This is a genomic window from Stutzerimonas stutzeri, from assembly GCF_038561965.1.
Taxonomy (GTDB): Bacteria; Pseudomonadota; Gammaproteobacteria; order Pseudomonadales; family Pseudomonadaceae; genus Stutzerimonas; species Stutzerimonas stutzeri_AA.
This window is the reverse complement of sequence record NZ_CP139348.1, coordinates 1,846,987-1,872,621: the sequence shown is the minus strand read 5'-3', so window position 1 is coordinate 1,872,621 and position 25,635 is coordinate 1,846,987. Positions and strand designations below refer to the sequence as shown.

Annotated in this window: 21 protein-coding genes; 11 read left to right on the top strand and 10 right to left on the bottom strand. The window is 54.9% G+C overall.

Translation table 11 applies throughout. The features are described 5' to 3' along the window. Window positions 1-3: 3 nt before the first annotated feature. From SM130_RS08665 to SM130_RS08625, 9 genes are all read left to right on the top strand, one after another. Window positions 4-2,220, top strand: a complete 2,217-nt coding sequence (locus SM130_RS08665) for a polysaccharide biosynthesis tyrosine autokinase (protein WP_102823690.1) — start codon at window positions 4-6, stop codon at window positions 2,218-2,220. A gap of 135 nt (window positions 2,221-2,355) precedes the next feature. Beyond that, complete coding sequence (locus tag SM130_RS08660) at window positions 2,356-3,435, top strand: glycoside hydrolase family 5 protein (RefSeq protein ID WP_102823689.1); 1,080 nt, start codon at window positions 2,356-2,358, stop codon at window positions 3,433-3,435. A gap of 19 nt (window positions 3,436-3,454) precedes the next feature. Next, on the top strand, window positions 3,455-4,642 hold the full coding sequence (locus tag SM130_RS08655; protein WP_102823688.1) for a polysaccharide pyruvyl transferase family protein: 1,188 nt from the start codon (window positions 3,455-3,457) through the stop codon (window positions 4,640-4,642). Between the two features lie 2 nt (window positions 4,643-4,644). After that, window positions 4,645-5,877: an oligosaccharide flippase family protein gene (locus tag SM130_RS08650; RefSeq protein ID WP_102823687.1), complete on the top strand. Its 1,233-nt coding sequence runs from the start codon at window positions 4,645-4,647 to the stop codon at window positions 5,875-5,877. Between the two features lie 64 nt (window positions 5,878-5,941). Further along, entirely contained in the window at window positions 5,942-7,192 is a 1,251-nt protein-coding gene (locus tag SM130_RS08645) for a Coenzyme F420 hydrogenase/dehydrogenase, beta subunit C-terminal domain (RefSeq protein ID WP_102823686.1), read from the top strand. A gap of 44 nt (window positions 7,193-7,236) precedes the next feature. Further along, window positions 7,237-8,490, top strand: a complete 1,254-nt coding sequence (locus SM130_RS08640; protein WP_102823685.1) for a hypothetical protein — start codon at window positions 7,237-7,239, stop codon at window positions 8,488-8,490. Next, entirely contained in the window at window positions 8,450-9,325 is an 876-nt protein-coding gene (locus SM130_RS08635; RefSeq protein ID WP_102823684.1) for a glycosyltransferase family 2 protein, read from the top strand. Before SM130_RS08640 ends, SM130_RS08635 begins: the two co-directional genes overlap by 41 nt. Beyond that, window positions 9,318-10,085 carry a WecB/TagA/CpsF family glycosyltransferase gene (locus SM130_RS08630; protein WP_102823683.1) on the top strand — a complete coding sequence of 256 codons (768 nt, stop codon included), beginning with the start codon at window positions 9,318-9,320 and terminating at the stop codon, window positions 10,083-10,085. The genes SM130_RS08635 and SM130_RS08630 overlap by 8 nt, the downstream gene beginning before the upstream one ends. A 442-nt stretch (window positions 10,086-10,527) precedes the next feature. After that, entirely contained in the window at window positions 10,528-11,628 is a 1,101-nt protein-coding gene (locus SM130_RS08625; RefSeq protein WP_102823682.1) for a polysaccharide biosynthesis/export family protein, read from the top strand. Window positions 11,629-11,861: 233 nt separating this feature from the next. Here SM130_RS08625 and SM130_RS08620 read toward each other — a convergent pair whose 3' ends face one another. Together SM130_RS08620 and pap are read right to left on the bottom strand one after the other, a co-directional pair. Then, complete coding sequence (locus SM130_RS08620; RefSeq protein ID WP_102823681.1) at window positions 11,862-13,046, bottom strand: thiolase family protein; 1,185 nt, start codon at window positions 13,044-13,046, stop codon at window positions 11,862-11,864. A 451-nt stretch (window positions 13,047-13,497) separates the two neighbouring features. Beyond that, window positions 13,498-14,997 carry a polyphosphate:AMP phosphotransferase gene (gene pap, locus SM130_RS08615; RefSeq protein ID WP_102823680.1) on the bottom strand — a complete coding sequence of 500 codons (1,500 nt, stop codon included), beginning with the start codon at window positions 14,995-14,997 and terminating at the stop codon, window positions 13,498-13,500. A 330-nt stretch (window positions 14,998-15,327) separates the two neighbouring features. Between pap and SM130_RS08610 the strand changes: the two genes are divergently transcribed. Both SM130_RS08610 and SM130_RS08605 read left to right on the top strand, forming a co-directional pair. Next, window positions 15,328-16,047: a 4'-phosphopantetheinyl transferase family protein gene (locus SM130_RS08610; RefSeq protein WP_102823679.1), complete on the top strand. Its 720-nt coding sequence runs from the start codon at window positions 15,328-15,330 to the stop codon at window positions 16,045-16,047. Between the two features lie 250 nt (window positions 16,048-16,297). Beyond that, window positions 16,298-16,705, top strand: coding sequence for a PA2817 family protein (locus tag SM130_RS08605; RefSeq protein ID WP_102823678.1), 408 nt, complete (start codon window positions 16,298-16,300; stop codon window positions 16,703-16,705). A gap of 189 nt (window positions 16,706-16,894) precedes the next feature. On the opposite strand, the gene SM130_RS08600 is transcribed toward SM130_RS08605, so the two are convergent. The 8 genes from SM130_RS08600 to SM130_RS08565 form a co-directional block, all read right to left on the bottom strand. Beyond that, the gene (locus SM130_RS08600; RefSeq protein ID WP_102823677.1) at window positions 16,895-18,907 is read right to left on the bottom strand and encodes a polysaccharide biosynthesis protein; all 2,013 of its coding nucleotides are present in this window, start codon (window positions 18,905-18,907) and stop codon (window positions 16,895-16,897) included. 82 nt (window positions 18,908-18,989) lie between these two features. After that, window positions 18,990-19,547, bottom strand: a complete 558-nt coding sequence (locus tag SM130_RS08595; protein WP_102823676.1) for a sugar transferase — start codon at window positions 19,545-19,547, stop codon at window positions 18,990-18,992. A gap of 17 nt (window positions 19,548-19,564) precedes the next feature. Continuing rightward, a complete protein-coding gene (locus SM130_RS08590) occupies window positions 19,565-20,488 on the bottom strand; it encodes a UDP-glucose 4-epimerase family protein (RefSeq protein ID WP_102823675.1) in 924 nt (307 codons plus the stop codon). A gap of 83 nt (window positions 20,489-20,571) precedes the next feature. Next, window positions 20,572-21,282 (bottom strand): glycosyltransferase family 2 protein, encoded by a 711-nt coding sequence (locus SM130_RS08585; RefSeq protein WP_342369141.1) that lies wholly within the window; start codon window positions 21,280-21,282, stop codon window positions 20,572-20,574. A gap of 37 nt (window positions 21,283-21,319) precedes the next feature. Beyond that, on the bottom strand, window positions 21,320-22,075 hold the full coding sequence (locus SM130_RS08580; protein ID WP_102823673.1) for a glycosyltransferase: 756 nt from the start codon (window positions 22,073-22,075) through the stop codon (window positions 21,320-21,322). Beyond that, window positions 22,068-23,216, bottom strand: a complete 1,149-nt coding sequence (locus SM130_RS08575) for an O-antigen ligase family protein (protein ID WP_146029724.1) — start codon at window positions 23,214-23,216, stop codon at window positions 22,068-22,070. Before SM130_RS08575 ends, SM130_RS08580 begins: the two co-directional genes overlap by 8 nt. 232 nt (window positions 23,217-23,448) lie before the next feature. Then, a complete protein-coding gene (locus SM130_RS08570) occupies window positions 23,449-24,393 on the bottom strand; it encodes a glycosyltransferase family 2 protein (protein WP_102823671.1) in 945 nt (314 codons plus the stop codon). 64 nt (window positions 24,394-24,457) lie between these two features. Beyond that, window positions 24,458-25,600 (bottom strand): polysaccharide pyruvyl transferase family protein, encoded by a 1,143-nt coding sequence (locus SM130_RS08565; protein ID WP_102823670.1) that lies wholly within the window; start codon window positions 25,598-25,600, stop codon window positions 24,458-24,460. Window positions 25,601-25,635 lie beyond the last annotated feature (35 nt).

The window sequence follows — 25,635 nt, the reverse complement described above, 5'->3', positions numbered from 1 at the left end:
TCGATGACAACCATGCCCCGCCCAATTTATGAAACCAAAGAGGACAAGGACATCGACTTGGCCCACCTCTTTGACACCTTCATTAACAACCGCATGCTGATCCTCAGCATCACCGGGTTCTTTGCTGCCTTGGGTATCGCTTACGCGTTGCTCTCCACACCGGTCTATCTTGCCAGCGCGATGATCCAGATCGAGCCCAAGAGCGGCTTGCCGAGCCTGACCGACGTGGTCAACACCAACCCACCGGTGTCCCCGGCGCAAACCGAGATCGCACTGCTCAAGTCGCGCTCGGTAGTGGGTGGCGCGGTCAGCAACCTGAACCTCGACATCAGCATCACTCCGCATCACTTCCCGATCATCGGCGGCTTCATGGCACGCCGTTTCGAGCCGAGCGAAGAAGGCGAGTTGGGCTGGCATCCTGCCGGTTTCGGTGGCTATGCCTGGGGTGGCGAGACGCTGAAGGTCACTCAGCTGGAAGTACCGGACAAGGTGCACGGCAAAGAACTGACCCTCGAAGCAGCCGAGGACAATGGCTTTATCCTGCGTGACAAGGACGGCGAAGTCGTCGTACAGGGCGTCGTCGGTGAGCCGGTCGAGAATGAAGGCTACCGCGTCACAGTGGGCGAGCTGAATGCACGCCCCGGCACCACGTTCACCGTGGTCAAGAACCGCACCTACAATACGACCGAGAGCTTCCAGCAACGCCTGTCGGCTGCCGAACGCGGCAAGCAATCGGGCATCGTCAACGTGACTCTGGAAGATACCGACCCGGCTCACGCAATTCGCGTACTGGAAGAGGTGGCCAACCTTTATGTCGAGCAGAACATCGCTCGTAATGCGGCCGAAGCGACTCAGAGTCTTGAGTTCCTCAATGAGCAGATTCCGACCGTACGTCGCCACCTCGAAGCCGCGCAGACGGCGCTGAACAAGTACCAGACCGGTTCGCGCTCGGTAGACATCACGGCCGAAACCAAGTCGGTGCTTGATCGTATCGTCGACATGGAACGTCAGATCTCCGAACAGAACCTCAAGCGCACCGAGATGGAGCGCCGCTTCACTCGTCAGCACCCGAACTTCCAGGCGCTGATAAACCAGATCAATCAACTGCAGTTGCAGAAGGAAGAACTGGAGAAGCAGATCGGCACCCTGCCGTCGACCCAGCAGGAACTGCTGCGCCTGACCCGTGATGTCGAAGTTTCCTCGGAAACCTACTCCATGCTGCTGAACAAGACTCAGGAGCTGGACATCATTCGCGCGGGCACTGTCGGCAACGTGCGTATCATCGACCACGCAGCCGCGGACCTGGAAAACCCGGTCAAGCCTAACAAGCCGCTGGTCGTGATCGTCGCCACCCTGCTGGGCGCCCTGCTCGCCACCGCCTTCGTCTATGTACGTGAAGCACTCAAGCGCGGCGTCGAGAATCCGGAAGACATCGAGCGCACCGGCACTCCGGTCTACGCCTCTATTCCGTTCACCGAGAAGCAGGCTGTGCTGGAAAAACGCCTGGCCAACTTCAAGCGTGACAAGAGCACTGCTTCTTACCTGCTGACCATCAACGACCCGGCCGATCTCGCCACCGAAGCCATGCGCAGCCTGCGCACCAGCCTGCACTTCGCGATGATCGAGGCCAAGAACAATGTCCTGATGATCACCGGCCCGAGCCCGGCGGTGGGCAAGTCGTTCGTCACCACCAACCTGGCTGCGGTTGTCGCCCAGTCCGGCAAGCGTGTGCTGCTGATCGACGCCGATATGCGCAAAGGTTATCTGCACAAGGTCATGCGTTGCGAAGGCGACAAGGGGCTGTCCGACATCCTCTCAGGCCGTATCACGCTGTTCGACGCCATTCAGAAGACTCAGCTGAACAACCTGCACGTGATCACTCACGGTCAGTTGCCGCCGAACCCGTCTGAACTGCTGATGCACGAGAACTTCTCTCGCTTCGTCAAAGAGATCAGCCACATGTATGACCTAGTGATCTTCGATACGCCGCCAATCCTGGCGGTCACCGATGCTGCCCTGGTCGGTAGCCAGGCAGGCACCACACTGATGGTCACTCGCTATGGTTTGAACGGCGTGAAGGAAATCGAAGCGGCCAAGCGTCGCCTCGAGCAGAACGGCCTGATGGTCAAGGGCGTGATCTTCAACGCGGTCGTGCGCAAAGCCTCGACCTACGGCGAATACGGCTACTACCAGTACGAATACGCCAGCACCACCAAATAAAAAGTGATTCGCATGGCGACGGGCTGCCCGTCGCCATGCCGAACACTGCATCCATCTTTTTTTTTTCGAACCTGCCAAGTAACTGACCTTACGAGCGTCAGTAACTTTTTTTTTGCCTGTAAATAGGTGCTAGCGATGACCAGACACCCTAACCGGACAGCCCTGCGCTCGAATCGCCTAATTGTGGCGCTGGTAGCTGCGTTGTCGGCTGTAGGCGTCAGCGCCGCGCAGTGGCCGGCTGGCAACGACGGGCTGGCCCTGCTCGGGGTCAATATCTCCGGCGCCGGGTTCGCCCCGCATATCACACCGGGCAAGAACGGAACCCACTATTTCTACCCGGAAAAAAAGCACTTCAAGTACTACGCCGATCAGGGCATTCGCCTGATCCGCTTCCCCTTCATATGGGAGCGAGTCCAGCATTCGCTCGACTCCGGATTGAACTTCGACCAGATCCGGTTGTTGAAGAAGACCCTGGATCTGGCCGCCATGAATGGCCAGAAGGTCATTCTGGACATGCACAACTATGGTCGTTACCACGGCGAACTCATCGGTTCGAGCAAAGTGCCTTACGAGGCCTACGCATCGGTGTGGCGTCAGTTGGCGCAGCACTTCAAAGGTCATCGCGGCCTGCTCGGCTACGACATCATGAACGAGCCGCACAGCACCGTCGGCCTCTGGCCTGGCGCCGCCCAAGCGGCGGTCGATGCGATTCGTGAGGTCGATGACCAGACGTTGATCTTCATCGAGGGCGAGCGCTGGTCAAGTGCCTATCACTGGCCGCTGGTGAACGCCAACTTCCTGATCAATGACCCGGCCGACCGGATCGTTTACGAAGCGCACCTGTACTTCGACAAGGACTTCTCCGGCAAGTACATGGCGCAGACCAGTAACAACATTGACCCAATGCTTGGGGTAGAACGGGCACGTCCGTTCATTGAGTGGCTGAAGAAACATGGCCAGAAGGGTTTTCTCGGCGAGTACGGCATTCCGGACGACCTACCCGAGGCAGCGGTGGCGATGGACAACCTGCTCGCCTACCTCAACGACAACTGCGTGCCCAGCGCTTACTGGGCCGGTGGCCCAGGCTGGGGCACCTACAAGCTCGCGATAGAGCCGCGTGACGGCAAGGACCGTCCGCAGATGGAACTCATGCGCAAACATCTGGCGAACGACTGCACCGACATCGGTCCGACCCCTGCGCAAAACGCTGATTGATTCTGGAGTGAATTCGAACATGAAATTTGGACTGCTGTGGCATTCGTTCTCATCTGGCAACCTCGGGGTTGGCGCCTTGAGCATTTCGAACATGCTGCTGATCGACGAGGCCGCGCGCAAATGTGGGATCACCCCGGAGTTCCTGATCATCGGCTCGTCCGGTCCTTGCGACTATCCGCCGTCCACTGAGCGTTTCAAGTACGAATTCATCGAGTTCAACGAGAAGGCGCTGCTGAAGAATCCGCACGGCTTGTACAAGGCCATCAGCTCTTGCGACGCAGTGTTCGATATCGGCGAAGGCGACAGCTTCTCGGATATCTATGGCGCCAAGCGTCTGATCAAGCTTCTGGTCAGCAAAGGTATGGCCTTGGGCGGCCGCGTGCCGCTGGTCCTCTCGCCGCAGACCATTGGCCCGTTCAAGGCCGACTGGGCCACCAAGACATCGGCATGGGCGATGAAGAAGAGCACCATGGTCTTTGCCCGTGACCATCAGTCGTTCGACGTGCTCAAGCAGCTGAACATTCCCAACCGCGACGAAGTCATCGACGTTGCCTTCGCCCTGCCCTTCGACCGCCAGAGCGAGCATCGGGACCCGAACAAGCTGGCCGTCGGCCTCAGCGTATCGGCGCTTTTGCACCATGGCGGCTATGAAGGCACCGCCAACCAGTTCGGTCTGCGTGCCGACTACAAGGCGCTCACTGATCGCCTGATCCGCACCCTGCTCGAGCGCGGCCATGAAGTGCATCTGGTTCCGCACGTGATTCCGATCGGCTTCCCGGCCGAAGACGACTACACCGTTTCCCAGCAGTTGCAGCAGCAATACCCGGAACTAAAGCTGGCGCCGCGCTTCAAGGGCCCGATCGAAGCAAAGTCCTACATCAGTGGCATGGATTTCTTCGTGGGTGCGCGCATGCACGCGACCATTGGCGCGTTCTCCGCCGGCGTTCCGGTTGTTCCGCTGGCCTACAGCCGCAAGTTTGCCGGTCTCTATCAGTCGCTCGACTACCACCGCGTCGTCGACCTCAAGACCGAGGATACCGAGAGTGCACTGGAGCTGGTGCTATCCCATCTGGACAACCGTGAACAGCTCAAGGCTGAGGTCGCCGCCAGTGGCGTGATCATCCGCCGCAAGCTGGATGCCTACAGCGCGGCACTGGAGCACATCCTCGCCACACTGCACCAGCCCCAGGCCGCGTATCAGAGATAACCATGCGCGATCATGCCTTGATGGGGGTCACCACGGCGGCTCGCACCGCCGTGCAGCTCGGCACCTTGCTGATCCTCGCGCGAACGCTGGGGCCGAGCGACTTCGGCTTCATTTCGATCGTGATTACCTGGTCGACCATCGTCGCCCTGGTGACCGACTACGGCTTCGGCATGCGCGCCTTGCGCGATATAGGTGCCGAACGCCATCGCGCTGGCGAGATCATGTCCGCCAGCCTGGCGGCGAAGTCAGTATTGGTGTTGCCGGCCTGCGTTGTGCTGCTGCCGATCATTCTGTTCGTCCTCGATCTGCACACGACCGAGCGCTTCGCCGCGGTGCTGTTCCTGCTCGGCACGCTGGCTTCGTCCTATGGCGATCTGGGGTTGACGGTGTTTCGCAGCATCGGTCAGTTCCACCGCGAAACGAAGATTGTGGCGGCAACCGCATTGGTTCATTTCGTGCTCATCGGCGCCGCGATCCTGCTGCACAACGACGTGCTGGCCATTGGCGTGGCATTCCTCGTATCGCGACTGATCTACGCCACCTTCGCCCTCCGTGCGCTGTCGAAGATTCTCGCGTTGGGCGGCATCCTGCGGAGTTCCTGGCAGGTGCTGGCGGAGCGATTCAAATCCTCTACCAGCTTTGCCATCGACAGTGGCGCCACCAACATCTTCGCCCAGCTCGACGTCATTCTGGTCAACCACCTCGCCGGCCGCGAAGCGGCAGGCATCTACTTTGCCGGCTCACGGCTGATTCAGGGTGCGGTGCCATTCAGCGTGCTGCTGGCCAGCGTGCATATCCCGCGTTTCGCCTATCAGCTGCACAACAAGACAGCCGGCCTGGTTCGCTATGGCGCGCGCATCCTCGGCGAGTACACCGGCATGGGTCTGATCTTCGCCCTCGCATTCTTCTTCATCGGCCCACTGTTCACCGACTACTTCCTCGGCGCCGAGTACGCGGAACTCAATACGCTCTGGCTGGCCTTCGCCTGCTTTACCGCGGCGCGCTTCATCGCTGCCGGCCTTGGCGTGCAGCTGCTGGCCATGGGCACAGGCTTTCTGCGCACCTTCGGCATCATCGCCTCGGGCGTGATCACGGTGGCTTGTTACTGGTTTTTTATCCCCTCGCACGGGATACAGGCGGCCCCCTGGGTGTCCACTCTGGGCATGGTCGTCCTGACGCTTATTTACGGTTATGCGGTGCTCAACATCTATCGCAAGCGGCGCCAGCCCGCATGACCGCGCTCATTAAATACTGCCAGTCGTGCGTCGCGCTCGATTGGCCGCTCAAGGGAAGGCAGGTATGAAAGCTTCATTGAATCGCGTGCTGAACAACGACCTCTGCAGCGGCTGCGGAATGTGCAGCTCGGTAGCCGATGACGACGCCATCAAGATTCGTCTGACCGGCGATGGCTATCACCGCCCGGTGCTCAACAGCCAGTACCAGAACAAGCCGGTGGCCAACGAACAGACCAGTGCCGCCTTCGCCAAGTCCTGCCCGGCGCTGAATCTGGATATTCGTCCGTACAAGTCGGAAAACTATCACCCCATCTGGGGCGAAATCCTCGACACCATGAAGGGCTATGCGACCGACAATGAAATTCGCCAGGCCGGCTCGTCCGGCGGCGTGATCTCGGCGTTAGCGCAGTACTGCCTGGAGAACAAGCTGGTCGATGGCGTAATCCAGATTCAGGCCTCGCCGACCGATCCGCTGGAGAACGTCGCGACCATCAGCCGTTCACGGCAGAACGTCATCGCCTCCTCTGGCTCGCGCTATGCGCCAGCCAGCCCGGGCGAAGCCTTGAAGTGGGTGGCCATGTCCACGGAAAAGTACCTGTTCATCGGCAAGCCGTGCGACGTCGCGGCAGTGCGCCAGATGCAGCAGCACAACCCACGGCTGAAGGAAAACATCCCCTACATCGTCTCTTTCATGTGCGCCGGCACGCCGAGCCTGCAGGGCACCGAGCAGGTGCTGGAAAAATTGGAGGCCAAACGCAGCGAGGTCACCTCCTTCCGCTACCGCGGTGACGGCTGGCCAGGGCTGACCAAGGCGACCCTCGCTAATGGTGACGAGCGAACCATGACCTACAACGACTCGTGGGGAAAAGTGCTCAACCGCCACCTGCAGACGCGCTGCAAGATCTGCCCGGACGGCATCGGCGAATTTGCCGATATCGTCTGCGCCGATGGCTGGGAAGGCGACGAAAAAGGCTACCCCTCCTTCGAGGAGCGCGAGGGCAATTCGCTGATTCTGGTACGCACTGCAAAAGGCCGCGAACTTTTTCGCAACGCGGAGGCAGATGGCGTTGTCAAAGCGGAAGCTTTCGATACGAACAGCATCTTTGCCATACAGCCGTTCCAGTACTACCGCCGCACGACGATCCTGCCGCGGTTGTGGGCGATGAAGTTGCTGCTGCTTAAAACCCCTTCGTACAAAGGCTTCGAGCTTGGCAAAGGGATCAAGGAGATCGGGTTCTATCAGAGCTTCAAAGCGTTCACCGGCCTGCTGGTACGGCGCAAGAAGATCAAGAAGCGGGCGCTGGAATCAGCTTGAACGGCTGTGGCGCCCAAGGAACCAATACCTAAGGACTCAGGTTGATGACGAATTTCAGTTCACGCTTCTTCTTTTTTCCGCTGCTGATCCTGGCGATCGTGCTGCATTTTTCCGTATTCGGTGACAGCCCGCACAACCCTTACGGGATCAAAGGCCTGAACGAACTGTACTTGGCCGTCAGTATCATCTTCACCATTCTGTTGCTACTCGCCTCGGCCGAGAATGCCCCGCGCGAGTTCCGCATCCTCATGTACTACTGCCTGTACACCGCCGTGGTGTTCCTCGTGCTGCCCGCAATTTTTGCGTACTACACCTACGGCCAGCCAATCGTCTTCGGGCTCATCGAAGAACGCCGTGTGCTGTTCTGCCTCGGCTTCGCACCGCTACTGTTCCTCGGTAAGCGGGTCAGCACATTGAAGTTCGAGCGCGCTTTGCTGTACGCAGCCCTGATTGCCGCATTCTTTTCCTGGTGTTTCAAGTTCGGCGTAATTCCCGATATGCGACCGGAGGTGCGCTCGGATGACCGTCCCGACCGTTCATCCATCGGCCCCTACTTGATTTGCCTAGGCTACTTCTACTGCATCCAGATCTGGTCGAAGGGCACGTCGCCAATCAATGGGGCCGCTCGTAGTAAGACGCTCTATCTGGTGATTGCCGCCCTGCTTCTGCTGACGCTGGTGTTCGCTACCCAGACCCGCCAGCTGATCGTGCTGTGCTTGGCGTTTACCCTGTTCTGTCTGCGCGCTAAGGCCGTCATCTGGGCAGCCTCGTTATCCATCCTGCTATCGCCATTCTATTTCTACCCAAGCCTGCTGGAGGTACTCGGCCTGAACACCGAGTTCTATGACAGCACGCTGGAAGGTGTTGAAGACGGCGCCCGTTCCAACACCATTGCGGTCATTTTTGCCCATCTCGATCAAGTCAACTGGCTACCCAGCGGATCGCTCTCGTTGATGTGGCAGGACGGTTTCATTCCGTATTTCGGCGAACACTTCTTCCTGTCCGACGTCGGAATCATCGGAACGCTGTTCCGCTTCGGGTTCCTTACGTTCCTGGTCGTTCCGGTGACGCTGTTCGTTTATCACCGCATCGCCAAGAACATCGCCACTGACATGACCTTCATCTACGCAACCATTCTTGCTTTCTTCGTCATTTGGCCACTCAACGGCTTTTTCGAGTACGGCCAGCCGATCCTCGCAATGCTGTTCGTTATCCACGCCCTCAAGGCCCGTCACCTTCGCAGCCAGGAAATCATCCATGAACGTCGCGCTTATCCTCAACTACAAGGCAGCTACTGAAACCATCAGTTGCGTTGAGAGCCTGCTCGCTCATTGCCCGGCTATCAACCACGTGGTGGTCATAGACAATGACTCCCAGGACGGCTCCATGGTGGCGTTCAACCAGTGGCTGGAAACTCAGCCACGCCACAACGTAACCCTGCTAGCGAATCCGCAGAACAATGGTTACGCAGGCGGCAACAACTATGGGCTGCGTTGGGCATTGGACAACCTGCCGGTATCCAACTTCTGGATTGTCAACAACGACACCTATGTCGACAGCGATGCCTTCACGCCGCTGCTTGAAGCGTTGAACGAGAACGACCGCCAGTTCGTCGGCTCGGTCATTCTCAGCGCCGACACCGGACGGTTGGAATGCTACGGCGGCGGCAAGCTCTACCCGCTGCTGGGCAAGGCCAAGCTGCTGGGCAAGGACCAGACGCTCGAAGCCATGGCGCAAAACAGCGAGCAGCCGGATTACCTGATGGGTTGCAGCCTGGCGTTTTCGGCCAAGCTGGTCGAGCGCGTCGGTCTGATGGACGAGGCGTACTTCATGTACTCCGAGGAAGTCGATTGGCAGTTCCAGGCGAAGAAGAAAGGCATCTCGATCCGTGTCGTGCCTAACAGCCGCCTTTTCCACTACGGCTCGCTCAGCTCGGGCGGTCGCTCGGCCTTCTACCACTACTACCGCAACCGCGCGGCGACCCGCTTCAACAAGCGTTTCTATGGCCAGGGCTTCGCGTTCGCTTCGGCCTGTTTCCTGTCGGCGATCACCGTCATCAAGGAGTTCAACCACCCCAGCCTCGCCTGGTCCGGCATCAAGGGCGCTTTCAAAGGAGTAACGATGAGTGTCTAACGAGACTAACCACGCGTTCGGTGTGGATTTCTTCACCGGCAGCAAAGCGACGTTGCTGAACTGCATTCGTGAGGGGGTCAAGCAGCCCTACTCGTTCGTGGTGACACCCAACGTCGATCACCTCGCGCAGCTGCAGGAAAACCCTGCGCTACGTGAAGCCTATGCCAAGGCACGCCTGCGCCTATGCGATAGCCGAATTCTGCAACCGCTGCTACAGCGCCTGGGCGTGCAAGTCGAGGAAGTGATTCCGGGAAGCGACCTTACTGTCGACCTGCTGCAGTGGGCCGATCGTGAGCGTCTGCGCATCGTCCTGATCGGGGCAACCGAGCAGGAGTGCATCAAACTGCAAGCGCTCTATCCCGGCATTACGCTCTATCACCACAACCCTCCGATGGGCTTTATCAATCGTCCGGACGAAGTTCAGCAGGCGTTGCAGTTCGTTCGAGATAACCCGTCCGAACTAGTGCTCTACGCAGTTGGCGCGCCACGCCAAGAGATATTGGCCAGTTCTATCGAAAGTCACGAACGAAACGGGATGGGCTTCTGCATTGGCGCGTCCATCTCTTTCGCCACCGGCAGTATCAAACGTGCGCCGGTGTGGATGCAGAACTGCAAACTAGAGTGGCTGCATCGCATGTGTTCCGAGCCTAAAAGGCTGGTGAAGCGCTATGCCCATGACGCGCTATTCATAGTTCCGGCCTTTATGCGGGAAAAAAACTACCGCGCGCAGAAAGCCCGGCCGGCAAAACAGGACAGCTGAGACATTGATCGAAAAATTGGCTGAAATTGCGAGAAACCGCGGTGAACCCAGCCAGATCAGGACGGTCTATCCCTTCTGTGTGAATGTGACAGGATGGCAATTCAACATCTATCTAGATACATGCGCCGTCTCGCCCCGGTCGTAATGCAGCAGCCGCGCATAAACAAGTAAGAATTAAACCTGCCAAGTCAGGGGTTGCTGCTTACAACCAGGAGGGAAGAAAAACGCTTCCGCGAAGCTGAATATAAAAGCCGCTGGAGATGAACAATCAGGAAGGAGAAAACTTTGGCTACCGATCCAATTTGGTCGCTGAGGAGTGTGGAGTGATGACTCCGGTCCTCTTGGAAAGGCGAAAACACAAATCAAATGCCTCAGGCAAAAAAGTGAATCAAGCCGTCTCACTCTTTGAACAACAACCACTCCGTCAAGGATGAACAACCCCATGAAACCATTTATCGCTCTTGCTTTTACTTCCGCCCTGGCACTGCAGGGTTGCGCTTTTGCCCCCGGCCAATACCTCGATCCCGATGAGTTCAAGGATGGCGCTGAAGCCGAACACGGCTCGGTCCAGCTGATCCGCATCACCCCTGAGATGCTCAAGGGCGACCTGGCCTCGGACATGGGCACATCGAGCAAGCAGGAACTGCTGAGCTACAAGCCCAGCTCCTACCGCATCGGCGCGAACGATCTGCTCTACATCACCGTCTGGGACCACCCGGAATTGACCGCGCCGTCCGGCCCGCAGCAGCAGCTGGATGCCAACGGTCGCCTGGTGCGCCCTGATGGCTCCCTCTTCTACCCGTACATCGGTAACGTCGATGCCGCCGGCAAGACCATCGAAGAGCTTCGCGCTCTGATTGCCCGTCGCCTGACCAACTACATCGACAGCCCCCAGGTAGACGTTTCCATCCTGCGCTTCGGCAGCCAACGCATCATCGTCTCCGGTGCATTCAACACCGCCGGCGAAGTACCGGTCACCACCGCACCGATGACTATCACCCAGGCCATCGGCCAGGCGGGCGTGGATACCGATACCGCAGACCTCACTGGCTTGACGCTCAAGCGTGACGGTCGTGAATACATGCTTGACGTCGACTCGCTCAACCGTCCGGATTCGTGGCTGCATCAGGTCTACCTGAAAGATGGCGACCAGTTGCACCTGCCGTACAACGACCAGCGCAAGATCTACGTTCTGGGCGAAGTGAACCTGCCGCAGGCACTGTCCTTCAAGGCCACCAGCATGAACCTGATGGACGCAGTCGGCACCGCTGGCGGCATTCGCCAGGAGACCGCCGATGGTGAAGCGCTGTACGTGATCCGCGGTGCGGAAAACATGGCCACCGAGCCGGCCAAGGTCTTCCAGCTGAACGCCAAGTCGCCGACCGCGTTCGCCCTGGCCAAGCACTTCCCGCTGCAGCCGCAGGACGTCGTGTTCGTTGGCCCGGCCAACATCACCCGTTGGAACCGCTTCATCAGCCAACTGCTGCCGTCGGCTAACGTCATCGGTATCGGTGCTGCAGCGGAATACAACATCAACCGCTAAGCAACACATGACCTGATCGAATGATCAGGGCAACAAAAAAGCCGCAGAGTCATCACATGATGCTCTGCGGCTTTTTCGTATGTCAGCGCAATGCGCGCCACGAAACCGGTCTAGCAGCTTCGCTCATGCCAGCCGCAAGACAGTACGGTTCGGCGTGTTGAGGCCCAAACGAAAACGGGCCTGCTACGGTTGGGTAGCAGGCCCGCTTTGTTTCCTACACGGTATCGACCGGGTTAGCGCACAGCTTCAAACAACCCGGCGGCGCCCATACCACCACCTACGCACATGGTCACCACGCCGTAGCGCAGATTGCGCCGCTGCAGTTCGCGGATGATGTGGCCAGCGGTGCGCGAACCCGTCATGCCGAACGGGTGACCGATGGAAATCGAGCCGCCATTAACGTTGTACTTGTCGTTATCGATGCCCAGCGTGTCGCGGCAATACAAGCACTGCGATGCGAACGCTTCGTTGAGCTCCCACAGATCGATATCGGCAATCTGCAGCCCTTTCGCCTTGAGCAAACGAGGCACTGCGTAAACCGGTCCGATACCCATTTCCTCCGGCTCACAACCAGCCACGGTGAAACCGCGGAAAAACGCGCGCGGCTTGAGACCAAGCTCAATAGCCTTGTCCAGGCTCATGATCAGCGTCATGGATGCGCCATCGGACAGCTGCGAGGCGTTGCCGGCCGTGACGGAGCCATCTTCAGCGAAGACCGGCTTGAGCCCAGCGAGGCTTTCCAGCGTTGTGTCGGGACGGTTGCAATCGTCGCCCTCAACCACGCCCTGGTGCACGGTGCGCTCGCCAGTGTTCTTGTCTTCGGTGAAGTACTGCACATTCATCGGCACGATTTCGTCGTTGAACAGCCCCTCAGCCTGGGCACGTGCGGTGCGCTGCTGACTCTGTAACGAATAGATGTCCTGCTGTTCACGGGTGACGTTGTAGCGACGCGCCACCAGCTCGGCGGTCTGCCCCATGGTGTGGTAAATGCCTGGCACACGCTCCTGGATGATCGGGTTGAACAGCTGATCGGTGTTGCGGCTCTTGAGGGTCAGGGTGATGGACTCCACTCCACCGGCGACGATGATGTCGCTGCAACCGGAGGCAATCTGGTTGGCCGCGACAGCAATGGCCTGCAGGCCCGACGAGCAGTAGCGATTGAGCGTCATGCCGGCGCAACCGATGCCCAGGCGCGATAGCACTGCAACATTGCGACCGATGTTGTAGCCCTGCGCGCCCTCGTTGGAGCCGGCACCGATGATGCAGTCCTCGACCAGCGCGGGGTCCAAATCGTTACGGGACAGCAGCGCATTGACGCAATGCGCTGCCATATCGTCGGGACGGGTCATGTTGAACTTGCCGCGGAAGGACTTGGCCAGGCCGGTCCGCACGCTATCGACGATCACTAGTTCACGCATGGCATACCTCGGAGACTAAGAGCGGTCGCGGAGATGTTGTGACGGCGCGGCGCGCACGGATTGTTCCACGACCGCCAGGTGGACGGTAACCGGAGCATAGTGGCCGCCTCGCCGCACTGGCGACGACCATTCAGTTTGGATATGAAAGACCATGGGTCGCCTGCCCCCCTCGATCGCCATGCTCCGAGCGTCAGCCTGCCGCGCTGAATTAGCCGTGCTGGGTGGAAACACGCAGCACTCACTTGTCGTGCAACACACTCAAACCGGCATTCACGGGGGGCTAAAGACGACCCTACGCTGAGCGATGCCCGGACCACGACCGGCGCAAATTCAATTTGCAGGGTGGGCTTCAGCCCACCGATCAAGCGCTGGTTTCCAGCTGCCGAACGCCAAGAACTGCCCGACAACCGCCGAACCTTTTCGCCCCGACATGGGCTGAAATCAACAGCCCTCAGCGCGCCTTGTCTATCGCCGCCTCCAGCGCCTCGTTCAGCGTGCGCAACACCTTGATTCTGGCGAAGCGCTTGTCGTTGGCCTCGACCAGCGTCCAGGGCGCGATCTCGGTACTGGTGCGATCGACCATGTCGGCCACCGCATGCCCATAATCATCCCACCGCTCGCGGTTGCGCCAATCTTCTTCGGTAATCTTGAAACGCTTGAAGGCGGTATCCTCACGCTCCTTGAAGCGCTTGAGCTGGGCCTTCTTGTCGATGGTCAGCCAGAACTTCACCAGCACGACATCTGCATCGACCAACTGCTCCTCGAAGTCATTGATCTCCGAATAGGCCCGCAGCCACTCATCCGGGGTGCAGAAGTCTTCCACCCGCTCGACAAGTACCCGGCCGTACCAGGAGCGATCAAAGATGGTGAATTTGCCGCGCTCCGGTACATTCCGCCAGAAACGCCAGAGCCATGGCTGTGCGCGTTCCTCCTCCGATGGCGCAGCAATCTGCACGGTCCGGTACATCCGCGGGTCCAGCGCGCCGGTCACCCGGCGAATCGCGCTTCCCTTGCCGGCTGCATCATGGCCCTCGAACAACGCCAGCACGCCACGCTTGCGTAGGCGGCGGTCACGCAACAGTTGCGACAGCCGCGCCTGCTCCGCGGCGAGTTGCTGCTGATAGTCCTCCTTGCCGAGCTTCTGACTCAGATCCAGGCTATCGAGCAGGCTCAGGTGATCCAGATCAACCTGCAGCGGTGCCGAATGCGGCTGTGACTGCGCCTGTGCAGGCTGTTCCGCAGCCGCGAGCGCAGCTTGCAGGCCCTCCAGAACGATGCGGCCCACGGTAAGGCTGCGATAGCGTTCATCCGCGCCCTCCACCACGTACCACGGTGCGAAATCCCGGCTGCTCAGGCGCAGAATCTTTTCGCCGTGATGCACAAACTTGTCGTAGGTCTTGGATTGTTGCCAGTCCAGTGGGCTGATACGCCAGCTGTGAAGCGGATCGTTCTTCAACGAATCCAGCCGTGCGTGCATCTGCTGCTTTGACAGGTGGAACCAGAACTTGAAGATCAGTGCGCCTTCATCGCAAAGCATTCGCTCCAAGCGCTGCGCCCGAGCCGTAGCCAACTTCAGTTCGGCGCCGTTGATTCGGCCATGCACGCGGTCCTCGAGCATCTTGCTGTACCAGTTACCGAAGAAAATTCCGGTGTGCCCTTTCGGTGGCAGCCGGCGCCAGAAACGCCACGCTGGAGGGTGTGCAAGCTCTTCATCGCTGGGCACATCGAAGCTGTCGACACGTATCAGCCGCGGGTCCATCCATTCGTTAAGCAGCTTGATGGTTTCGCCCTTACCGGCGCCTTCGATGCCATTGATCAATATCAAAACGGGAAAACGCGCCTGCTCCTTGAGCCGGTACTGTGCCTGCAACAAGGCCTCGCGCAGTTCGGGTACGGCGGCGTCATAGGTTTCCTTATCGATGGCATGACCAATTTCAGCTGACTCGAACATCGTTTTCTCCGCCCTGTGTGATGCCTTCAACCCTAGCAGGCACGTCGAGGGCATAGCGAGGGGAACGCCGACCTAGATAACGTCACGTTGATCTGCGTCGGCGCATTGAGCACCGAAGCGAGCGAACGGGCCGAGCGGAGCAATGGCGTTGGTACCGACGTGCCAGCATCCACCGACACAGGAGAAAATCAGAGCGCCCAGCCAGCATCCAATTAGCCCGCGCCGGCGTTGTAGCGGCAGCAGCACTTACACGGGGAAATACTCTGGTGATGTGCCGTTGCGGCGATGCGCTGAGCGCATCCTTACGAGGCTTGAGGCAGAATAGCGGGCATGAACGACCAACCTTCCTATCCGCGCTGCTGCTCGGCTCCCGTCGACTATTGGCCGCTGCCTCAAACGCTCGCCGGCGTTCGCCTGTTGAGCACGCGCTTCGATCCGGCATTGCTCGATCCTGAAGATTTTGGTCGCTGGGAAATTCCTCCGCAGAAAGGCGTCAGCAAACGGCAAACGGAGTTTCTCGCCGGCCGCTTCTGTGCCCGGGAGGCGTTACTCACGCTGACCGGCGCGCCCTTCGTGCCACCAGTGGGAGAAGACCGGGCGCCACAGTGGCCGCCAAGCATTGTCGGCTCCATCACACACGGCGCAGGTTGGGCCGGTGCGGTAGTGGGTCGCCGGCAACAATGGGATGGCCTGGGCCTGGATATCGAGCGTCTGCTGACGCCCGAACGGGCCGACCGCCTGGCGGGGGAAATCCTCACGCCCAGGGAATTGGAATGCTATGCCCCCCTTAGCGACATCGAACGCGCCGAACTCGTCACCCGCACCTTCTCGCTGAAGGAAAGCCTGTTCAAGGCGCTGTATCCACTGGTAAAGCGGCGTTTCTACTTTCAGGATGCAGCCGTCGTAAGCTTCTCGCCTCAAGGAACTGCTCGCCTCCGCCTGCTGATCGATCTGTCCGAAAACTGGCGTAATGGTGCAGAACTCGATGGCCAATTCGCCACATTCGACGGCTACCTGCTCAGCCTGATCAACATTCCCAGCAAGCCCTGACCGATCAACTCAACGTAGAACGAGCGGCAACGGGCCTCGCGTTTCGGCACCACAACCCGAGGTACCGCAAAGCCAAAGCATCCGCTGAAGCAGAAGATGCGCGCGCCCTGGCTCGCAGGGTATCCAACCACGCTCGTCTCCCCGCATCCACAAAACCGAACCCTCAGCAGCCACACGAGTCAACCAGACACCCCTATTCACTGGCGCGCACGCCTATAATCGCGCCCACCAAAATCGACACAGGTGCACCATGGCCAATCCATACCACGATCACAACCTGGCCTTGCTGGCCCATCTGCGCGGCATCCTGCTCGCCATGGGTGAGGCCGAACAAGTCTCGGAAGAAAGCCACGCGCTATTCCTGGAGCGCTTCGACGAACTGGTCATGAACCTGCAAAACGTGCCAGAAGAGCGCCACATGGGTCAGGATCTGATCTGCCAGGTTTTTCAGCGCTACCCACAAATCGCCCACCTAGTACCGCGCGATTTACTGTGGTACTTCGGCGGCGACTGCCTGCACTTCATGCCCGATGACGAAATCGCCATGTTCCAGCAGCTGGAAGAACGCCGCTATGAAGCCGAAGAGAACGACGAGCCGTTCGACTGGAACCTTGAAAAGCAGTTGCTGATCATGCCGGACGAGGGGGCAAGGCACTGATCGCCGAGAAAGACAGATCTGGTGAGGAGGCCTGAGGGAGCGACCACGGCCCAGCAGGGTCCGCAATGGTGGTGGGCTGAAGCCCACCCTACAACGCTGTACTCAGATGACGAGCATCTCAGGCGAATGCGGCCGCAGAGGCCCGCGAACGTCAAATCAGCAGGCGCAGCACCCCGGCGCGATTGCAGATTAATCGCCCGGATTCACCCGACGCTGCTGATAGATCCAGTCGACAATCTCACCTTCTGGCACATACCCGCTCACCACCTCCCGCAGCAGCTGCCGCACCTGCGGGTAGTCATCGTTATCCACGGCCTTAACCAGCTTCGCCAGCCTGTTCTTGAGGAGGTCCCAACTTAGCTGCTCCTCGTTGGCACGCATGATCATCGGGTGCTCGGTGGGGCTTACGTTGTCGCCAATCAGCAGCTCTTCATAGAGCTTCTCGCCAGGACGCAAACCGGTGTATTCGATGGAGATATCCCCGTGCGGGCACTTCTCCGAGCGTACGCTCATGCCGGATAGATGAATCAGCTTCTGGGCCAGCTCCGCAATGCGCACCGGCTGCCCCATATCCAGCACAAAGACATCGCCCCCCTGCCCCATGGAGCCGGCCTGGATAACAAGTTGCGCGGCTTCGGGAATGGTCATGAAGTACCGAGTAATCTTCGGATGCGTTACGGTCACCGGCCCGCCCGCGCGAATCTGCTCGTAGAACCTCGGAATGACCGAGCCGGACGAGCCAAGCACATTACCGAAACGCACCATGGTGAAACGGGTTTTGTTGACGTGATGTACGCCGTCCGCAACACCAAACAAACCAGGCGCCGGCTCACGGCTCAGCGCCTGCAGGATAAGCTCGGCGACACGCTTGGTACTGCCCATGACGTTGGTCGGCCGCACGGCCTTGTCGGTGGAAATCAACACGAAGTTGCTGACCCCAGCCTGCACAGCCGCCTGTGCCGTATTCAGCGTGCCGATCACGTTATTCAGCACGCCCTCCGCTACGTTGTGCTCGACCATGGGCACATGCTTGTAAGCCGCGGCGTGATAGATCGTCCCAACGCCCCAGGTGCGCATCACATCCAGCAACCGATCAGCATTGCGAATCGAACCGAGGATAGGCACCAACTTGGTTGCCAATGACGACCGTTCGATCAACCGCTCCAACTCCATATGGATGCTGTAGAGATTGAACTCACTGTGCTCGAACAAAAGCAGCACCTGAGGCTTGTTCGAGAGAATTTGTCGGCACAGCTCCGAACCAATCGACCCGCCGGCGCCGGTTACCATCACCACCTTGCCGCGAATGCATTTCTCGAACAGTGCCTGCTGCGGAGGCACCGCTTCACGCCCCAGCAGATCGGCAATATCGACCTCCTGGATGTCCTCTACCTGCACCTTGCCGCTCGCCAGATCCATAAACCCCGGCACGCTGCGCACGTGCAAAGGGAAACGCTCGAGCATCTCCAGAATCTCGCGACGACGCCCCCGCGAAGTAGAAGGAATGGCCAGCAGGATTTCCGCCGCGCTCGTATCTTCTACCAGTTGAGCAATGTGTTTGGCCGAATAAACCCGCAGCCCCGCGATAACACGGTTATGCAGGTTGGGGTCATCATCGATGAACGCCACCGGGCGCATCGCACGGCCCATACGCAAAGCGGCAACCAGCTGATTGCCTGCCGCACCCGCGCCATACACGGCAACCCTGGGGAGTCCTGCCTCTTTGCCCTTGAACTTGGTGGCCGTGTTCGGTGAAAACCAGTCACCCATAAAGTACTGGCGCATCACCAGCCGCAAGCCCCCAATCAGCACCAGGCTCAACCACCAATAATTGAAGACCATAGAGCGCGGAATCAGCTTGGGCGCATCGGTGTACCAATACACGGCCAATGAAAGCAACAGGGCGGAAAGCGTAACTGCCTTGGCAATTGCGATCAGCGCATCGTTGCCGAAGTAACGCATGACCGCCCGGTACATGCCAAAGCGAACGAAGAACGGTATCGAAAGCAGTGGTGCAACGACGAATAGCCAGGCATGCCCACCCAGAGGGTCTACGAAAGTGGCATTTCCGAGGCGAAGATAGAAGGACAGCCAAAGCGCCAGCCATACCAACAGCAGGTCCGCGGAAACCTGAATCAGACGCTTCTGTTGCCTGGGCAGACGCACCAGCGAAGCCCGTAGTTTTTCAGCTAACCTCAACACTGTTCTTTTCTCTTAATTGCGCCGGGTCTAACCGTTACAAGTAGTGCCCAAACATGGTGAACCGGCAGAATCATCTTGGACATTAGTTCCTGCGAATGATCCTGTCCCCAGCACCCTTACCCGTCGCAGTCATCAAGATGTACTTGAAATAATGGGCCAACGAGAAGCTCTGGATCATTCGCTCGTCGGTTTCAGCCAGCAGGGCGGGCGTAGACATATCGATCTCGCTCACCTGCGCCAACCCGGTAATCCCGGGCCGGACAGCAAACACCCCCCTTTTGGCACGCTCTTCAGTCAACTCTATTTGATTGAACAGCCCGGGGCGCGGCCCGACCAAGCTCATTTCCCCTTTGAGCACGTTCCATAGCTGGGGCAACTCGTCCAGCTTGCTCTTGCGCAGGAAATGACCAAAACGAGTGACGGAAGCACTGCTGGCCAGATGTGTGGCGACCGAAGCTGTATCCACCTTCATGGTCCGAAACTTAACCAGCGTAAACGGCTTTTGATGCCGCCCGACACGAACCTGCCGAAATATCGGTGAGCCGGTATCGAACAAGCCGATGATCGTAAGCACCACCAATACCGGAAAGCCGACAACCAGCCCCAGCAGCGAAAAAACAAAATCAAAAAATCGAATCACGATTCACCTAGCGGTCGTCAATGGGTAGGCTCGAAACAACGTTGAAGCCCCTCTTCCACGGTATAAGGCGGCTTCCAGTCGAGCAGCTCGCAGGTCTTGGTGATATCTACCTGCAATGAACCGAGCAGGCGCTGGGCTACAGCCTTCTTGCCTAACAAGGTAGCACCTAACTGCAACAAGCCAGCTGGTACAGGAATCAGTCGAGCAGGCTTGCCCATGGCATTGGCTACACCACGTAGAAGCTCTGTGGTGGAAAGATCCTCACCATCGCCTGCGAGGAACACCTGATTAGCAGCTGCGGGATGGTCAATACACCTTATGATCAAGTCGACTAAATTATCGATACCTACCAGAGTACGTTTATTGTGAAGCGCACCGAGAGGAAGCGGAATGCCCATTCCAATCCAACGAACTAAGCTGCCGAAACTGCCGGGCGCACCAGGGCCGTAGACCAAAGGGGGACGGACCACCACGACCTCCATACCAGTCTCGTGCTGTATTCGCCAAAGCCCTTGCTCCGCTTCCCACTTAGACAAAGCATAGAGCCCAACAGGGTTAGGCTGATCGTTAAAGGAAAACGGTCGCTCACTTATACTTCCATTCACACCGATTGAGCTGATAAAAATGAAACGCCTAACCCCAGCAAAAGCGGCCTGCCTCGCAAGATTAATCGTACCCGCCACGTTCACCTCGTGAAACAACGATGGATCTCTACTTACAATATGAGCAATGGCAGCAATGTGGATTACAGTATCCTGTCCAGAAACCGACGCTGACCACTCGGTGGCGCCAGAAAGATCATCGATCGGAAACTCTAAAAAATCGCACAAAGAACTTTTTTTTCGGACGACAACAGAAAGATTAAATTTTTTTTGAGCCTCTATAGCAACACGCACAGCCCCCCCTATAAATCCGGAAGAGCCCGTTAATAGCACATTCATATAGAATCCATCCGACACTTATCGCAACCATGTAAACTAGGCAATACAGCTCCATATCTAAAATAAAAACTAAAGCACTAGCATCAAATCCTTTTTAGCAAGGAGCTTCGCGCATACCAAAAAAAGTTGACTATCGATTCAAAAAGGCTTAAGCCAAGCTCTAGCCTAAATATTTTCCATGTCCAAATTGCTGCGCGGAATTTGTTGCCTGACAAAGAACTTCCAACCCGATAGCGAGCTAAGGGGCGCTCGATTCCTCTCGCGACCGCACCAGAGGATAAAATTTGAAGCCACATTAGATAATCTTCATGACCAATTGCCCGTTGATAGAACTTTCCTAGCTCATGAGAATCATAAGCTCCGGTGAGATTACCAATGCAGTTACCATGCAGTAGGCTCCTATAAGTTGATTGTGGCGGCACCTTAACTATTTTCTCATCGCCATTCGGGAAAAAACGAATGTAAGAAGAGTAAACAATACGGGCCCCGTCGTTAAATTCCGCATACTGCGCTTCAAGCTTATCCGGAAGCCACAGATCATCAGAGTCTAAAAAAGCGATATATCGCCCTCTAGCAGCAGAAACACCTAGGTTTCTTGAGTGCGCGACCCCCTGATTACTTTTAGAATAAATAGCTCTTATACGGCAATCTTGTCTAACATACCTGTCAATTAAAGCCTGACAGCCATCGCTAGAGGAATCGTCCACGATGATCAACTCAAAGTCACCAAACGTCTGACTAAGCACACTATCAACGGACTCGCAAAGTGTAGTTACCGCGTTGTACACCGGCATGATCACTGAGAATGCCGCACCATGCATACTTTCAGCCTCAATCTAGAAAAAAGGTTTTTGCAAAGAAAATTAATCTTTTATTAGCAAGCAACAATTTACTTTTTTTTGCAAAAAAAACTATCATTACAAAGGGTGCCCAGAGCCCAAAAACTCGTATTATCATTTCGCGCTTGGCTAAGACCTTTTCCTTAGTGGTGAAAAAGTCCATACCGGATGTAACTAGCGGATGACTGCAGACTACGCAAGGCGAATGCCTGATCTCAAGTCCGGACTTTAGCGCATCGGTCAGAAACACATACTCCTCTCCTGATGGAAGCGATGTACCGAGGCCAAACCGTTCATCGAATGAAATAAAATTTCGGCGCAACGAATCTACTTTTACTAGAATCTCAATAGAACATACTGACGCGACGCTCATAATACCCAAATGACGCCCAGCCTCAGGATATGAGTTCATAGTGCCGTCCGAATATGAGAATCGACAAGCCAATATATCTACATTATTTTTTTCAGCAAAATCAACAGCGTTTAATAAGGAAGGTATATCTATCACGACGTCGTCATCACTTATGAGTGCATATTGAGTGGAGCAATTCCGCATGGCGAGATTTCGGCTCTTAGACAACCCCTTTTCGGAAGACGGAATATATAGCACATCGTTACGAGCAAAAAAGAACGACGACTGAGGGTGCTGATGGACGACCACATATAAAACATCGTCACAATAAGTAGGCAACAATATATTTTTTATCCGCTCACCCATTGTAGAAATCAAAACCGTTACTCTAGCCATTTTTTATTAGCCCCCTCGCACAGCTAAAATTTAGCAAAGACAAATAAAAAACGAAAATTTGATTTATATAAATAGACAAGAAAAACATTGATACTGAAAACGAAAAAAACGCAGGCAAAACAAACAAAAGGCGAGAATCCGAACTCATCTTGACGCTGCGTTTTAGCATTAAAAACACAGAGGTCGCAAAGATAATAAGACCAATAACACCACATTCAACTAGCACTTCTAGATATGTATTATGCGCAAAATGAAAATCATCATAATACAGCTGGTTGACATCTCTAAATGAGAACCCACCCCAACCAGTTACAGGTCTTAACGAAAACATCTCCAAAGCATTGAGCCATATTTCAATCCTACCTGATCCAGAGCTAAACCCAGATATTCGCTGCTCCCAATAGTTGATTGGTAACATATCAAATAACAACATACCCAATACACCAATCACTACGAGTAAAAATGTAATAGCTATCGCACCAATACTCGTCCTGGTGGGTCTAAAAATCGCCAAACAAGTTAGTCCTACTACCATTGAGAGAACCGCCCCACGCGACATGGTCGCGAAAAGTAAAAACAGCCCCAAGGAGAACCAAACATAACTTTTTCTGCTTAAAAGAAAATAAAATATAAAAGGAATCAATGTCATAGCAGACATATTAGGATCAAACCCAAACGCCACTAATCTCGGGATTCCGCGCTCCACCATAAGCCCGTAATATAACTGGTGCTCCTGCCAGCTTACAAAGCTAAGTAACCCGAGAGAATAAAATATTAACGTAAACGCGAAATAACATTTTCCAACTCTCCCGAACGCTGACAAGGCAGCATCCAGCGACAACCTATAAAGCGACAATTTAAAGCCGAAATACAACCCTATAAACACCATCACACCAAAGAAAAATCTAACGGAAGTACCTGGGTCAGGCGCATAACTGGACGTCAAAAGCGAAAAGAAATAAAACACAAACAAAAAAATATCAAACCTGTATAAGGCGATGCCTCTCTTACATATTATAAGCGGGACAGCTAACACGAGAATTATATATGTCGGCGTGAGAAGGAACCCTAAATCCAAATTGGGACGCCACAGCAAAACCAAAACTAGAAAAAGCATATAATAAAATGCTGAAGAAGACACATTGTCATCTTGCTTGGAGGGGGTAAAAATCAACGATCTATAGGACAATTTAACCTCTACTACTTCTGCCGAAGTTGAAGAGGCCTGTGCCCTTTTAACGCACTTTCCTCGATCAACGATTTGAAAGCCTCTTTGCTCTTCCGCCGCACTTCAAGCTGCTAAGCCCCCTATCTAGGGCCTTAAAGCGCAAATAGGCTTGGCTCAAGTAATCTTTCTAGTTGCATACGAAGCACTATACCAACTTTATTTTTTTTACAGAAATTATATAGACCATTATTCTTAATAGATATTTAATCTTTTTTGATTTCCTGATAATGAAAAAATAACTGCGCAAATTATAAAAAAAAGAATCACTCAATCTAATATCAATTTTTCTTGCATCAACCATCAACCTATTAGCTACAGGCATAAAAATATGAGCGACCCCTCTGCAAGAATTCGCCCTATCCAGAATTAAGCTCGCACATATTTCTACTTGCTCTTTCATATATTTTAGGGCTTCATCGGTGCCTACTTGAGTTACAGAGCCTATATTTGTATGATAAATATAAAGCCTTTCATTTACGAGGGAGATATTTGACGAAACATTCAAAATTTCAGCAAACAGAAGCTGATCTTCAGCAAAAACCAATCTTAAGCTTTCAGGAACATTAAGATTACGATACGCCGTCAATAGGACTTTTCTGTTAAATACTTTACCTGCCGTTCCTAGATTAAAGCCTTTTGCAGAAAAAATTTTTTTTATATTTTTAGAATCCAGATGCTCACTGATTAACTTTGGCAAGCCAGTACGATTTTGATAGAACCGTTTTTCAGGTAGAACTTCAACACCATAGACAACAATATCTTTTTTATCGTCAAGCTTGTTGGATATCAACTCTAACGTGTCTCTCTTTAACTCATCATCAGGATCTAAAAATAGAATATATTCACCAGCAGCAAACTCCGCCCCCATGCGACGCGCATGGTAGGTTCCCATATTCTTTGTATTTCGAACAACTTTTACTCTTGCGTCTATCTGTGCAATACGCTTTACCTGATCAATAGAATCATCCTGACCGCAGTCATCAACGACGATAATCTCTATTTCGTCATAGGTTTGGTAGATGCATGATAGCAAGCATCTTTCAATGTACCTTCCAACATTATAAGCAGGCAACACTATACTAAATTTCACTTATGACCTGTCCACACTGAAAACAACCTGATGCCGCTGCACCAACACGTTTTTCGAGCTAAAACTAACGATATGAGCCTTCTAAAGCCTCAATCAAAATTTTCGTTGATTTTTCACGTAGCGAATTCAGCCTGCGTCGAACATCGACATAATCTATGGGTGTCGCCAATAACCTATTGACGGATAACTCGTCATAGCCTTCCAATATTCTGCATCGTAAATTAAGCTCATCCGCTACAGAATAAAACCTTGACGCGCCTCTGCTTGGATTTATCAAGCTTACAAATGGTTTTTCAAAAATTATTGAAAATACTGTGCCATGGAACGAATCGGTGATCACAAAATCAGCATCAGCAAAACCCTTTATCCAACTTTCTATACTGGGCAGCATGTAATGAGCTAGGTTACTAGTGACAATTGATGATAATTTTTCTTTTGCCTGATTGCTAAATTGTGGTTTCTGAAATATTTCCTTGGCCCTTTCTACGATCTGATTTTTCCAGTCAGCCGAATCTAGGATATAGGTATATACGCCCTGCCTTCTGGGTATTTTTTTATCTTTGTATAGTTCTTCGTAGGTGTTCTTTTCGAGCAGCAGTACAGGATCCAACACATGAGCAGCCTTTACTTCTAAATGATTTCTGCATAGATCCACACCGGATTTCTCACGAACACTAATAATATCAAATTGCTTAGATAGCATAGCGCACCGCTGGGTCTGTTCCTCAGTGTATTCCCATTCGTCTACGCCGAAAGATGATGCATAAGCAATGCGCTTGATCTTAGAGCCCTGCAGAAAATCTAGAAAGAAATTATAGATATTAGGAGAATAGCAAGGTCGCCAGGTCTGGTCGCTTCCAACGATAACTGCATCATACTGTACACGCTCAAAGTGAGCCTTGAGCTTTGCCGTACTATTCAAAGGTTCGGACATATTTATTGTTTTTTCAATGAATCCGTTGGTCTGCCTCAGAATCATCGGCAAGTGACGCTCAAAGTTGATCGGTGCCTTTCGCTTGCCCAATACCTTTTGAAGGGTGCGGTAGCCAAAACGAGCGGCATAGTACGTTCGGCCTTTCGCATCTGCCTGCCGGTCAATTGTCACAGGCTGATGCCCTGCATTCTTGAGTAACTGCTGCAAAGCCCAGGCTTGCATGATGCCGCCGTAGTTTTGGCCCAAGGGCTGGGTCATTATTGCAATATTCATAGATTAATCATTCAATAACTATAAGTAAAAATAGT

Coding starts and splice junctions, on each gene's coding strand:
- SM130_RS08665 (WP_102823690.1), top strand. CDS start 4: ATGACAACCATGCCCCGCCCAATTTATGAAACCAAAGAGGACAAGGAC.
- SM130_RS08660 (WP_102823689.1), top strand. CDS start 2,356: ATGACCAGACACCCTAACCGGACAGCCCTGCGCTCGAATCGCCTAATT.
- SM130_RS08655 (WP_102823688.1), top strand. CDS start 3,455: ATGAAATTTGGACTGCTGTGGCATTCGTTCTCATCTGGCAACCTCGGG.
- SM130_RS08650 (WP_102823687.1), top strand. CDS start 4,645: ATGCGCGATCATGCCTTGATGGGGGTCACCACGGCGGCTCGCACCGCC.
- SM130_RS08645 (WP_102823686.1), top strand. CDS start 5,942: ATGAAAGCTTCATTGAATCGCGTGCTGAACAACGACCTCTGCAGCGGC.
- SM130_RS08640 (WP_102823685.1), top strand. CDS start 7,237: ATGACGAATTTCAGTTCACGCTTCTTCTTTTTTCCGCTGCTGATCCTG.
- SM130_RS08635 (WP_102823684.1), top strand. CDS start 8,450: ATGAACGTCGCGCTTATCCTCAACTACAAGGCAGCTACTGAAACCATC.
- SM130_RS08625 (WP_102823682.1), top strand. CDS start 10,528: ATGAAACCATTTATCGCTCTTGCTTTTACTTCCGCCCTGGCACTGCAG.
- SM130_RS08620 (WP_102823681.1), bottom strand. CDS start 13,046: ATGCGTGAACTAGTGATCGTCGATAGCGTGCGGACCGGCCTGGCCAAG.
- pap (WP_102823680.1), bottom strand. CDS start 14,997: ATGTTCGAGTCAGCTGAAATTGGTCATGCCATCGATAAGGAAACCTAT.
- SM130_RS08610 (WP_102823679.1), top strand. CDS start 15,328: ATGAACGACCAACCTTCCTATCCGCGCTGCTGCTCGGCTCCCGTCGAC.
- SM130_RS08605 (WP_102823678.1), top strand. CDS start 16,298: ATGGCCAATCCATACCACGATCACAACCTGGCCTTGCTGGCCCATCTG.
- SM130_RS08590 (WP_102823675.1), bottom strand. CDS start 20,488: ATGAATGTGCTATTAACGGGCTCTTCCGGATTTATAGGGGGGGCTGTG.
- SM130_RS08585 (WP_342369141.1), bottom strand. CDS start 21,282: ATGCCGGTGTACAACGCGGTAACTACACTTTGCGAGTCCGTTGATAGT.
- SM130_RS08580 (WP_102823673.1), bottom strand. CDS start 22,075: ATGGCTAGAGTAACGGTTTTGATTTCTACAATGGGTGAGCGGATAAAA.
- SM130_RS08565 (WP_102823670.1), bottom strand. CDS start 25,600: ATGAATATTGCAATAATGACCCAGCCCTTGGGCCAAAACTACGGCGGC.